General features: G+C 60.0%; 11 protein-coding genes. 4 read left to right on the top strand and 7 right to left on the bottom strand.

The genetic code is table 11. From position 1 onward, the window contains the following. Window positions 1-44 precede the first annotated feature (44 nt). Together ptsP and PSH97_RS22500 are read left to right on the top strand one after the other, a co-directional pair. Complete coding sequence (ptsP, locus tag PSH97_RS22505; RefSeq protein WP_305446765.1) at window positions 45-2,579, top strand: phosphoenolpyruvate--protein phosphotransferase; 2,535 nt, start codon at window positions 45-47, stop codon at window positions 2,577-2,579. Window positions 2,580-2,581: 2 nt separating this feature from the next. Then, window positions 2,582-2,872 carry a PTS transporter subunit EIIB gene (locus PSH97_RS22500; protein ID WP_305446764.1) on the top strand — a complete coding sequence of 97 codons (291 nt, stop codon included), beginning with the start codon at window positions 2,582-2,584 and terminating at the stop codon, window positions 2,870-2,872. Between the two features lie 229 nt (window positions 2,873-3,101). Here the strand turns inward: PSH97_RS22500 and PSH97_RS22495 are convergent, their stop codons facing one another. Further along, the gene (locus PSH97_RS22495; RefSeq protein WP_305449855.1) at window positions 3,102-3,338 is read right to left on the bottom strand and encodes a short-chain dehydrogenase; all 237 of its coding nucleotides are present in this window, start codon (window positions 3,336-3,338) and stop codon (window positions 3,102-3,104) included. Between the two features lie 244 nt (window positions 3,339-3,582). Between PSH97_RS22495 and PSH97_RS22490 the strand changes: the two genes are divergently transcribed. After that, a complete protein-coding gene (locus PSH97_RS22490; RefSeq protein WP_305446763.1) occupies window positions 3,583-4,959 on the top strand; it encodes a multicopper oxidase family protein in 1,377 nt (458 codons plus the stop codon). After that, window positions 4,959-5,456 (top strand): tRNA adenosine(34) deaminase TadA, encoded by a 498-nt coding sequence (tadA, locus tag PSH97_RS22485; protein WP_305446762.1) that lies wholly within the window; start codon window positions 4,959-4,961, stop codon window positions 5,454-5,456. The genes PSH97_RS22490 and tadA overlap by 1 nt, the downstream gene beginning before the upstream one ends. A gap of 130 nt (window positions 5,457-5,586) precedes the next feature. On the opposite strand, the gene cmoB is transcribed toward tadA, so the two are convergent. The 6 genes from cmoB to lon all read right to left on the bottom strand — a co-directional run bounded on the left by cmoB (window position 5,587) and on the right by lon (window position 11,709). Further along, complete coding sequence (gene cmoB / locus PSH97_RS22480; RefSeq protein ID WP_305446761.1) at window positions 5,587-6,543, bottom strand: tRNA 5-methoxyuridine(34)/uridine 5-oxyacetic acid(34) synthase CmoB; 957 nt, start codon at window positions 6,541-6,543, stop codon at window positions 5,587-5,589. Further along, window positions 6,540-7,319, bottom strand: coding sequence for a carboxy-S-adenosyl-L-methionine synthase CmoA (gene cmoA / locus PSH97_RS22475; RefSeq protein ID WP_305446760.1), 780 nt, complete (start codon window positions 7,317-7,319; stop codon window positions 6,540-6,542). The genes cmoB and cmoA overlap by 4 nt, the downstream gene beginning before the upstream one ends. Window positions 7,320-7,486: 167 nt before the next feature. Next, the gene (locus PSH97_RS22470; protein ID WP_305446759.1) at window positions 7,487-8,131 is read right to left on the bottom strand and encodes a lysoplasmalogenase; all 645 of its coding nucleotides are present in this window, start codon (window positions 8,129-8,131) and stop codon (window positions 7,487-7,489) included. A 2-nt stretch (window positions 8,132-8,133) separates the two neighbouring features. Further along, a complete protein-coding gene (locus PSH97_RS22465; protein ID WP_305446758.1) occupies window positions 8,134-8,526 on the bottom strand; it encodes a protease inhibitor I42 family protein in 393 nt (130 codons plus the stop codon). Window positions 8,527-8,661: 135 nt separating this feature from the next. Continuing rightward, window positions 8,662-9,102: a hypothetical protein gene (locus tag PSH97_RS22460; protein ID WP_305446757.1), complete on the bottom strand. Its 441-nt coding sequence runs from the start codon at window positions 9,100-9,102 to the stop codon at window positions 8,662-8,664. A gap of 189 nt (window positions 9,103-9,291) precedes the next feature. Beyond that, on the bottom strand, window positions 9,292-11,709 hold the full coding sequence (lon, locus tag PSH97_RS22455; protein WP_305446756.1) for an endopeptidase La: 2,418 nt from the start codon (window positions 11,707-11,709) through the stop codon (window positions 9,292-9,294). Between the last annotated feature and the right edge of the window lie 323 nt (window positions 11,710-12,032).

The following is a 12,032-nucleotide window of genomic DNA, read 5'->3' as shown; positions in this document are numbered from 1 at the left end:
CGCGCTCCATCAGCACTTCAAAGAACAAAACAGCAGGTGACGTCATGGCCACACCCCAACAATTGCAACTGCTGGCACCTTTGTCCGGCGTGCTGATGCCGCTGGACCAAGTGCCCGATCAGGTGTTTTCCAGTCGCGTGATCGGCGACGGTCTGTGCATCGATCCGACTTCGCAAACCTTGTGCGCACCGCTGGCCGGGGTGATCAGCAATGTGCAGGCCAGTGGGCATGCCGTCAGCATCACCGACGACAATGGCGCGCAGGTGCTGATGCACATCGGCCTCGACACCGTGAACCTGGCTGGAAAGGGGTTCACCCGGTTGGTGGAGGAAGGTCAGCGGGTAGCGGTGGGGCAGGCGCTGATCGAGTTCGATGCCGATTACATTGCCTTGAACGCCCGCAGTTTGTTGACCTTGATGCTGGTGCTCAGCGGTGAGCCGTTCACCTGGCTGACGCCCGAAACGGGAGTGGTGGAAAGCGGCCAACCGCTGCTGAGTCTGAATCCATCCGAAGTGGTGGCCGATGAGGGGGTTGTGGAGGAGGGCGAAGCGCTGTTTTCCAAACCGGTGACACTGCCCAATGCCAACGGCTTGCACGCGCGCCCTGCGGCAGTGTTTGCCCAAGCCGCGAAAAACTTTTCGGCGAGCATTTGCCTGCATAAACAGCAGGGCAGCGCAAACGCCAAATCCCTGGTGGCGATCATGGCTTTGCAGACAGCCCATGGTGACGTCCTGCAGGTCAGCGCGGCGGGCGCGGATGCCGAAGTGGCGATCAAGACGTTGGCCGAGTTGCTGGCCGCCGGCTGCGGGGAAACCGTGACGGTGATGGCAGAGGTTGAGACGGTTGCGGCGCGGACCTCATCGCTGAAGGTGCTGCGTGGTGTCTGTGCATCGCCGGGGTCGGCGTTTGGTCAAGTGGTGCAGATTGCCGAACAGACCCTCGATGTGAGCGAATCAGGCGTTAGTCCTCAGGTTGAGCGCGAACACCTGTCCCTGGCGTTGGCGGCGGCGGTTCAGGATTTGCAGCAGTTGCGGGACAAGGCCACGGGGGACGCCCAGGCAGACATCTTCAAGGCGCATCAGGAACTGCTCGAAGACCCTGGCCTGCTGGATCAAGCCCAGGCACTGATTGACGCCGGCAAAAGCGCCGCTTTCGCCTGGCGTGCGGCCACCGAGTCGACGGCAGCCTTGTTCAAAAGCCTGGGCAATTCCTTGCTGGCCGAACGAGCGGCGGATTTGGCCGACGTCGGTCAACGGGTGCTCAAGCTGATTCTCGGCGTCGAGGATCGTGCAATGGAGTTGCCGGAAGGGGCGATTCTGATTGCCGAGCAACTGACGCCTTCCCAGACGGCTGGCCTGGACACGCGCAAGGTGCTGGGGTTCGCGACGGTCGGCGGTGGCGCCACCAGCCACGTGGCGATTCTCGCGCGGGCCTTCGGTTTGCCGGCGATCTGCGGCTTGCCGGTTCAGGTGCTGACACTGATCAATGGCACCCGGGTTTTGCTCGATGCCGACAAGGGCGAGTTGCAGCTGGATCCCGAACTGGCCGTCATTGAGCAGTTGCAAGCCAATCGTCAGCGAAAAAAGAAACGCCAACAATACGAGCTGGAAAATGCAGGGCTGGCCGCCTGTACCCGCGATGGGCGCCACTTTGAAATCACCGCCAATATCGCGTCGCTGGCCGAAGCCGAACAGGCCATGGCGTTGGGCGGCGAGGGCGTCGGTCTGTTGCGTTCGGAGTTTCTTTATCTGGATCGCAATCACGCACCAAGCCATGACGAGCAGGCCTCCACCTACAGCGCCATCGCCCGCACCTTGGGGCCGGTGCGTAATCTGGTGGTGCGAACCCTGGATGTCGGCGGTGATAAACCCTTGGCCTATGTGCCGATGGACCGCGAAACCAATCCGTTTCTGGGCATGCGTGGCATTCGTTTGTGCCTGGAGCGTCCGCAGCTATTGCGTGATCAATTCAAGGCAATTTTGAGCAGCGCCGGGCTGGCGCGCCTGCACATCATGCTGCCGATGGTCGCGCAGCTGTCGGAGTTGCGGCTGGCCCGTCAGCTGCTTGAAGAAGAGGCGCTGGCATTAGGGCTTACGGAATTGCCGAAACTGGGAATCATGATCGAAGTACCTGCGGCGGCACTGATGGCTGATCTGTTTGCGCCCGAGGTGGATTTCTTCTCCATCGGCACCAATGACCTGACCCAGTACACCTTGGCCATGGACCGCGATCACCCACGGCTGGCCAGTCAGGCCGACAGTTTTCATCCGTCGGTGCTGCGTTTGATCGCCACTACAGTGAAAGCCGCTCATGCCCATGGCAAATGGGTAGGTGTGTGCGGCGCCATGGCTTCGGAAAAACTGGCGGTTCCGCTATTGCTGGGGCTTGGGGTGGATGAGCTGTCGGTGAGCGTGCCGTTGATTCCGGCGATCAAAGCGGCGGTTCGTGAAGTGGATCTGCTGGATTGCCAGGCCATCGCACAGCAGGTGCTGGGTCTGGAAAGTGCCGAGCAGGTACGCGAGGCATTGCGGCTGCACCACGAGGCGACGGTCGATACTTCATTGATTCTGGAGAACTGAGCATGTTCGAGAAAATGCAGCGGGCGTTCTGGAAAGCGTTGACGCCGGACCTGGTGGTGGATGAGCCGAAAGTGGTGGCTCAGCCAGTTTCTGGTCTGGCGCCGAATGTCGTGGCCGCCCTGGGCGGTGTGGATAACCTCAAGTCCCAACAGCCGATGGCGCTGACCCGGGTCCGGGTGGAGTTGCGGGATGTGGCGCAGATGGATCGGCAGGCTTTGACGGTGGCTGGAGTGCCGGGAGTGATGATGCTGGAGGGTGGGATTGTTCATCTGATCACCGGGCTTCAGCCATAACCGGACCTTTGTGGTGAGGGGCTTGCCTGTGGCGAGAGAGCTTGCTCCCGCGGACAATCCTGATGTCACCAACTCAACACGGTGATCGTTCCCACGCTCCGCGTGGGAATGCCTCAAGGGACGCTCCGCGTTCCAGCCACACCGCCGCTGTCGAGCCAGACACCGATGCGACGCAGAGCGTCACGGGCTGCATTCCCACGCAGAGCGTGGGAACGATCATTCAGCAACGTTAGTCCGAAGGCCGAGCCCGAAACCGCCGCCCAATCACATCCAGCACATCACACCCATCGCGTAATGGAATGGCACAGAGCAAGGCAAAGTCACTGAGAATGAAGGACTCGCACTCGACCGAACCGCGCATCGACATGTTCTCAAGCACCTGCGTGACGGCGCGAATTCGATAGTTGGCAGCGTCATACAAAACATCGAGCGGCGCGTGGGTATCGACGAACAGGGTGGGCATCATGCGCAGGAGTAGGAGTACCGAGCACTCATGAACCTCGGCCACGCCGAAGCGTGTCCCGCGCACAGCCGCCGCGAACGATCTTACGGACACGAATCGCGGGCAAGCCTCGCTCCTACGGAATCGAGGCAGACCGCTGACTGTGACCATCCGCCGCGCTGCCCTTACTGTTTCTCATCCGCAGGTGTATCGTATTCGCCTTTTGCAGGCCTCGTGCCTGTGGCTGATACGTGAGGTAGTTGAGTTCATGTCCTTTACCCGTCGACAAATACTCGGTGGTCTGGCCGGTCTTGTGGTGGTTGGCGTGGGGGCCGGTGGCGCGTCGCGCTACTGGCTGGGCAAAATGGCCGACGCTGACGCCGGCCACGACTATGAGTTGATCGCCGCACCGTTGGACGTCGAACTGGTGGCCGGGCACAAGACGCCTGCCTGGGCGTTCGGCCCGTCGGCGCCGGGCACTGAGTTGCGCGTGCGTCAGGGCGAATGGCTGCGGGTGCGCTTCATCAACCACCTGCCGGTGGCGACCACCATTCACTGGCACGGCATCCGCCTGCCGCTGGAAATGGACGGCGTACCGTACGTCTCGCAATTGCCGGTGCTGCCGGGCGAGTACTTCGACTATAAATTCCGCGTGCCCGATGCCGGCAGCTACTGGTATCACCCGCACGTGAACAGCAGCGAAGAGCTCGGTCGCGGATTGGTCGGCCCGCTGATTATCGAAGAGCGCGAGCCCACCGGTTTTAAATACGAAAAGACCTTGAGCCTCAAGAGCTGGCACGTCGATGAAGAGGGCGCTTTCGTAGCGTTCAGCATTCCTCGCGAAGCGGCCCGTGGCGGCACGGCGGGGGGCTTGTCGACCATCAACGGCGTCTCACAAGCGGTGATCGACTTGCCCGCCGGGCAGATCACTCGTGTACGTCTGCTTAACCTCGACAATACGCTGACGTACCGCCTCAACATTCCTGGCGTCGAAGCGCAGATCTACGCGTTGGACGGTAATCCGATTGAGCCGCGCGCACTGGGCAAGGAATACTGGCTGGGGCCTGGCATGCGCATTTGCCTGGCGATCAAGGCGCCGCCGGCCGGCGAAGAACTGTCGCTGCGCAATGGCCCGGTACGCCTGGGCACCTTCCGCTCAGTGGCCAATACCGATGCGCCAACCGAGTGGCCGCCGGCGCTGCCCGCCAACCCGGTGGCCGAGCCGGACCTGGCCAATGCCCAGAAACTCAACTTCAATTTTGAATGGGTGGGCTCGGTGTCGGTCAATGTCGAAAACGGCAAGCCGCCAAGCCTGTGGCAGATCAACGGCAAGGCCTGGGACATCACCGACAAGACCTGCGCCGATCGACCGATTGCCAAGCTCGAAAAGGGCAAAAGCTATATTTTCGAATTGAAGAACATGACTCAGTATCAACACCCGATCCACCTGCATGGCATGAGCTTCAAGGTCATTGCCTCGAACCGGCACAAGGTCATCCCGTACTTCACCGACACGTACCTGTTGGGCAAGAACGAGCGCGCGCAAGTGGCGCTGGTGGCGGATAACCCGGGGGTCTGGATGTTCCACTGCCATGTGGTCGATCACATGGAAACCGGCCTGATGGCCGCCATCGAGGTGGCGTGATGCGTCAGATTCGCCCCGCAGCGATTATCGATCGCAGCCGTGATCGTGATTTCATGCGCGAAGCCCTGGCCCTGGCCGCTCAAGGCGCGGCGCTGGGTGAAGTGCCGGTGGGCGCGGTGCTGGTGCAGGACGGTGAAATCATCGGGCGCGGGTTCAATTGCCCGATCAGCCGCAACGACCCCAGCGCCCACGCCGAGATGGTCGCGATTCGCGCTGCTGCCCTGGCCGCCAGCAACTATCGCCTGCCGAGCAGTACGCTTTACGTGACCCTGGAGCCGTGCAGCATGTGCGCCGGGCTGATCGTGCATTCGCGGATCACGCGGGTAGTGTATGGCGCGCTGGAGCCCAAGGCCGGGATTGTGCAGAGCCAGGGGCAGTTTTTTACCCAGGGCTTTTTGAATCATCGGGTGTTGTATGAGGGGGGGGTGTTGGCGGAGGAGTGTGGCGCGGTGTTGAGTGAGTTCTTTAAGGCCCGAAGAGCAAAACCTTCAGAGTAAACACCGATACCTGTGGGAACGGGCTTGCCCGCGATGGCGTCGGCACATCAAGCATTGATGTTGACTGAACCACCGCTATCGCGGGCAAGCCCCGCTCCCACAGGTTTATCTAGTGTCTGGGAGATTGGGGCTACTTGCGGGCGACGATGACGGCACGCATCGGCGCCGGCAGCCCTTCGATCGTTTTGCTGTGATCTTCCGGATCCAGGAAGTCGCTCAACGACTGATACTTCATCCACTCCGTCCCGCGTTGTTCTTCGACCGTGGTCACGCTCACATCCACGCAGCGCACATCGCTGAATCCGGCGCGGCGCAGCCACAGTTCCAGCGCGGGTACCGATGGCAGGAACCACACGTTGCGCATCTGCGCATAACGGTCCTCCGGCACCAACACCTGCTGCTCATCACCTTCGATCACCAGCGTCTCCAGCACCAGCTCACCACCCTTGACCAGGCAATCCTTCAGCGCCAGCAAATGCTCGATCGGCGAGCGGCGGTGATAGAACACGCCCATGGAAAATACGGTGTCGAAACCTTCGAGGTTCGGCGGCAGGTCTTCAAACGGAAACGGCAAGTGCCAGGCATTGGGTTCGGACAGGTAACGCTGCACCGCCTGGAACTGGCAGAAAAACAGCCAGTTCGGGTCGACGCCGATCACACTGTCGGCACCGGCGCCGAGCATGCGCCACATGTAATAACCGTTGCCGCAACCGACATCGAGAATGCGTTTGCCTTTCAGGTCCAGGTGCGGAGCTACCCGGGACCACTTCCAGTCCGAGCGCCATTCAGTGTCGACATGCACGCCGAACAGGTCGAACGGCCCTTTGCGCCATGGTGATAATCCCATCAATGCAGTACGCATCTGCGCACGGGTTTCATCGTCGCAATCAGTGTCCAGTTTCAAGCCATTCAACAAGTCGACTTCGCTTGGCTGAATCTTCGGCAGCGCGTCCAGCGCGCTCTGCCAGCGTTCCAGGTCGCCGTGACCCTTTTCCATTTTCTTGTCGAGTTGTGCTTGCAGGGTGTTGGCCCATTCGGCCAGCGGAGTACCGGCCAGACGGCGGGCGAGGGGGGACAGATCAATCATGGCAAGGCAATCAACGAGGCAAAGTTAAGACACTGAAACCACGGCACGACTTTCGAGAACCCGGCGGCTAGCAGGCGCTCGCGGTGTTCTTCGAGGCTGTCGGGCTTCATGACATTTTCGATGGCGCTGCGCTTCTGGGCAATTTCCAGTTCGCTGTAGCCGTTGGCGCGTTTGAAGGCCACGTGCAGGTCGGTGAGCAGCGCGTGTTCTTCGGGGTCGTTGAAGCGCAGCTTCTCCGAGAGGATCAGCGCGCCACCGGGCAACAGCGATTGGCGGATGCGCGAGAGCAGCGCAGTGCGCTGGTCCGGGGCGATGAATTGCAGGGTGAAGTTCAGCGCCACCACCGAGGCCGGCTGAAATTCCAGGGCCAGGATGTCGCCTTCGATCACTTCCACCGGCAACAACTCCTGGAACATCGAATCCTGACCGTTGAGGTATTCGCGGCAACGCTCGACCATGGCGGCGGAGTTATCCACAGCGATCACTCGGCAGCCGTCAGTGCGCACGTGACGGCGCAAGGCCTGGGTCACGGCGCCCAACGACGAGCCCAGGTCGTAGAGCACGCTGTTGGGCTGGGCGAACTGCGCGGCGAGCACGCCGAGGTTTTCCACGATAGTCGGATAACCCGGCACCGAGCGCTTGATCATGTCCGGGAACACCCGCACCACGTCCTCGTTAAAGGCGAAGTCAGGCACCTGGGCCAAAGGCTGGGCGAAAAGGCGATCGGATTCTTTGCTCACGGCGGTTCCAGCGGCATAGGTGGAAAAGGCCGGCATTTTAGCCAAATTGACGGGGGGATGCGCGGGTTGTCTGATAAACCGCGTTTACCCCATGATCGTTCCCACACTCTGCGTGGGAATGCCTCCCATGACGCTCTGCGTCACATCCAACGCGGGACGCGGAGCGTCCGTGGCTGCATTCCCACGCAGAGCGTGGGAACGATCTATAGAGGGCGGCGAACTGATTGAGAAAAAGCCGACGCCGCAATCCCCCATTGCCCCAGCCAATAGCTGAGGATGATCACGTAAGGCGCGGCATGGAATGGCATCACAAACCGGTTAATGCCAATCACGCTGTCAGAAAACACAAACGCCACTGCGCCCGCCGCCGCCAGCAGCGCCGAGCGTTGGGGCACGTCGGTGCCGAGGCGGGCCAGCGCGCGCCAGAGCATGGCGCTGATGGCCAGCCCGTAGACGATCACCGGGATCAGCAGCGGTCCCAAGCCATTGGAAATCAGAATCCCCAGCAGCACCGCGCCCACGCTCAACGCAATGATCAACGGCAATAGCGCCAGACGCCGGCAATCGCTCAAATAAGCCTTCAGATACGCCAAATGCGCGACCAAAAACGCCCCAAGGCCAAACACGAACAAATCTTGCGGCAACGCCAGCAACACATCGCCAACCAGGGAGAAAATCAAACCCAGGCTGATCCAGCGCCGATAGTCACTGGGCGGTGCATCGTGCAACCAGCCGAGCAGGGCCAACACTGGCAACGGTTTGACCAGCAGGCAGAGCAGCGTCGCATGCACACTGAGGCCATAGAGAAAGGTCACCGCGCCCATCAGCGCCAGAATCAGCCAGCCCACGATCAGTTAACCGCGATGGCGCAGTCGAAGGTTTGCACCGCTGGTACTTCCGGAGCCCACGGTTGTGAGTAAGTCAGCCGCAAGCGACCCGTTCCGGTGGCAAAGGCCTGGAAGCGCCAGGTTGAGAGGCCGGCGCTGCCGACGACTCCGCCGTCTTCCGGGTTGCTGTAAACCTCGGGACTGAGCGCGCGCAACACGCCACCGGCCGAATCCTGAATCGCCCAGCGGTAACCCGTGGTCGGGTTGCTGGGCAGGGTCAGGATCAGGTTTTGCCCGCTGTTCAGTTGCACCGGGCATTCGCTTTGTTTTTCCACGGTCACGTTCTGTTTCGATTGCGTGGCGCAAGCGCTCAGTAAGGCGAGGGCGAGGGGGACAAACAGGCGGGTGGGGGACATAAGATCAGCGGCTCCGGCGTTCACGACGAACGGCGAGCATAACTGAAGATGCAGCGGATGCTAACCGAGCTGTTGCTGAAGGGCGGATTTTGACTGGCCGAATGCTCATTCAAAAGGTCAGGCGTTAAAGACTATTTAAATAACATGAAGGAAAATGTTCGACGTCAAGCCAATCGTCGTTGATCGCCCGGTTTGTGGGTCCATAGCATTGAGGTTCGCTTTAATTAAAAAATGCCTCTTGTCAGGGCTGACGGTGAGCTCTATGGCGCCATCGTCGGCGTTGAAGTTGTCGGTGTGAAGGGGTGTGTTGTTTGTTAAGTCGCGTCTGCTTGTGGAGTAATTTACAGCCGTCAACGGAGCGCCGGGTACACCGTATGAAAAGTTTCCCGTTGTGGCGTTAGTGTCCAGTACCAGTGTAATCGTTCTGTTCAGAGTGTTAAACGAACTGGCAATAGAGTCAGCGGTTACTTTAAGAGTGTGGGCGTTGAGGTCGCAGCGAATACCATTTTCCTGAGCAATAAATTCTACTTCGTTTGTGATGGTGGCTTTGACTTCAATACTGGCTATAGTGCCCATGGGATATTCCTTCGAAGAGAGGTAATTGGAAAGCCTCTTCAATTCTATGGATATTGATAAGTCAGCGAACCTGTAAAAATTAATAGTTTTTTATAATGAATGGCGATTAATAGCTTGTTTTCATGACCAGTCGCTTGACTGGCCATGAGTGCATTGAATGGCCAAGAAGTGTCCGCTCTCGGATCTTGTTTAAAACAACACCTTCGCCACATCCGCAAAACGCTTGGCAAAATGCACGGTAATCCCTTCCTTCAGGTAATCCGGGAGTTCTTCAAAGCTACCGCGGTTTGCTTCGGGCAGGATCAGTTCGAAGATCTTCTGCCGCCGCGCCGCGATCACCTTCTCACGCACACCGCCAATCGGCAGCACATGCCCGGTCAGGGTCAGTTCGCCGGTCATGGCCACGCCTTTTTTCGGCGGCTGGTTGCGGGCGAGCGAGAGCAGGGCGCTGGCCATGGTCACGCCGGCGCTCGGGCCGTCTTTCGGCGTGGCGCCTTCCGGTACGTGAAGGTGAACGAAGGCTTCGTCGAAGAACGTCGGATCGCCGCCAAATTGCTTCAGATTGGAGCTGACGTAGCTGTAGGCAATTTCTGCCGATTCTTTCATCACCTCCCCCAGTTGCCCGGTGAGTTTGAAACCCCGGTTGAGGGTGTGAATACGGGTTGCTTCGATCGGCAGGGTCGCGCCGCCCATGCTGGTCCAGGCCAGCCCGGTGATAACACCTATACCGGACAATACTTGCTCATTGCGGAACACCGGTCGGCCGAGTGAGGCCTCCAGGTCTTTCGGGCCGAGTTTGATCACTGCTTTCGGCTCGTCGATCAGCTTCATAACGGCCTTGCGCACCAGTTTGCCGAGGTTTTTTTCCAGCTGCCGCACCCCGGCTTCACGGGCGTAGCCGTCGATCAAGGCTTTCAATGCGTTGTCGCTGATGCTCAGGCTGCCTTTGGACACGCCGGCTTTCTCAAGCTGCTTCGGCCACAGGTGACGTTTGGCGATGGCGACTTTCTCTTCGGTGATGTAGCCCGACAGGCGAATCACTTCCATCCGGTCCAGTAACGGGCCGGGTATTGAATCCAGGGTGTTGGCGGTGCAGACGAACAGCACTTTCGACAGGTCCAGACGCAGATCCAGGTAATGGTCGAGGAATTCGACGTTCTGTTCCGGATCGAGGGTTTCCAGCAGCGCCGAGGCGGGGTCGCCCTGGTAGCTCTGGCCCATTTTGTCGATCTCGTCGAGCATGATCACCGGGTTCATCACTTCAACGTCTTTCAACGCGTGGACGAGTTTGCCCGGTTGTGCACCGATGTAAGTGCGGCGATGGCCCTTGATCTCGGCTTCGTCGCGCATGCCGCCGACGCTGAAGCGATAGAACGGCCGGCCGAGGGTTTCGGCGATGGATTTGCCGACACTGGTCTTGCCCACGCCCGGTGGGCCCACCAGCAACACGATGGAGCCGCTGATCTCGCCTTTATAGGCACCGACCGCGAGGAATTCGAGGATGCGATCCTTGATGTCGTCGAGGCCGGCATGGTGTTTGTCCAGCACCTTGCGCGCGTGCTTGAGGTCGAGTTTGTCCTCGCCGTACACGCCCCATGGCACCGAGGTCGCCCAGTCGAGGTAGTTGCGGGTCACTGCGTATTCCGGTGAACCGGTCTCGAGGATCGACAGTTTGTTCATTTCCTCTTCGATGCGTTTCTGCGCCTGGGGCGGCAACACCTTGCCCGTCAGACGTTGCTCGAACTGCTCGATGTCGGCGCTGCGGTCGTCCTTGGTCAGGCCCAGCTCTTGCTGGATGACCTTGAGTTGTTCCTTGAGGAAGAACTCGCGCTGATGCTCGCCGATCTTGCGGTTAACTTCGGCGGAGATCTCTTTCTGCAGACGCGCGACTTCGACTTCCTTGCGCAGCATCGGCAGGACTTTTTCCATGCGCTTGAGCATCGGCACGCAGTCGAGCACTTCTTGCAGCTCGCTCCCCGTGGCCGAGGTCAGGGCGGCAGCGAAGTCGGTCAGCGGCGACGGATCGTTGGGGCTGAAGCGGTTGAGGTAGTTCTTCAGCTCTTCGCTATACAGGGGGTTGAGCGGCAGCAGTTCCTTGATCGCGTTGATCAGCGCCATGCCGTAGGCCTTGACCTCGTCGGTCGGCTCGGTGGGCTGGTGCGGGTATTCGACTTCCACCAGGTACGGCGGGCGATGGTGTTTGAGCCAGGCTTTGATGCGTACGCGGGTCAGCCCTTGAGCGACGAATTGCAGTTTGCCGTTTTCGCGACTGGCGTGATGGACTTTGACCAGGGTGCCGTATTCCGGCAGGGCTTTGGTATCGAAGTGGCGCGGATCTTCCTGGGGGGTGTCCATGAAGAACAGGGCCAGGGAATGGTGGTCGGATTGGCTCACCAGTTCGAGGGTTTCGGCCCACGGCTCTTCGTTGACGATCACCGGCAGTACTTGCGCCGGGAAGAAGGGCCGGTTGTGGATCGGGATGATGTAGACCTTGTCCGGCAGGTTCTGGCCAGGCAGGGCGAGGCCTTTGCCGGTGGGGTGGTGTTCGACGTTGTCTGTTTCGGCGTATTCGCTCGTGTCTTCGGGGAATTCTTGCTGGTCGGTCATGGGGCACCTGCGCAATAGGATATGGGTCTTAGATGGGGCAGGTGGGGGGTGGTTTCAATGGGCCGGGATATTTCAGCGTGTGTGTTCAGGGTTTTGACAGGTGTTGGCGGCCTTCGGGCCGACCATGCTTTGGTTGGGGCGGGTGAATCAAGATCAAGAGCTGCAGGCGAACTAACGCTCGACCTGTTGAGTGGTGAGGGGCGGGTGTACGCCGCTCTATTAATGGGAGCGGGCAAGTCTCGCTCCTACAGGGGGGGCGGGGATTGCAGCGCCCACAAAAAAGGCGACCCCCTCACAGGAGTCGCCTTTGCTTTAACTGCCGT

The sequence above is a fragment of the Pseudomonas cucumis genome (assembly GCF_030687935.1).
Lineage (GTDB): Bacteria > Pseudomonadota > Gammaproteobacteria > Pseudomonadales > Pseudomonadaceae > Aquipseudomonas > Aquipseudomonas cucumis.
The sequence above is the reverse complement of the archived record's forward strand: the minus strand, read 5'-3'. Positions and strand labels throughout refer to the sequence as shown.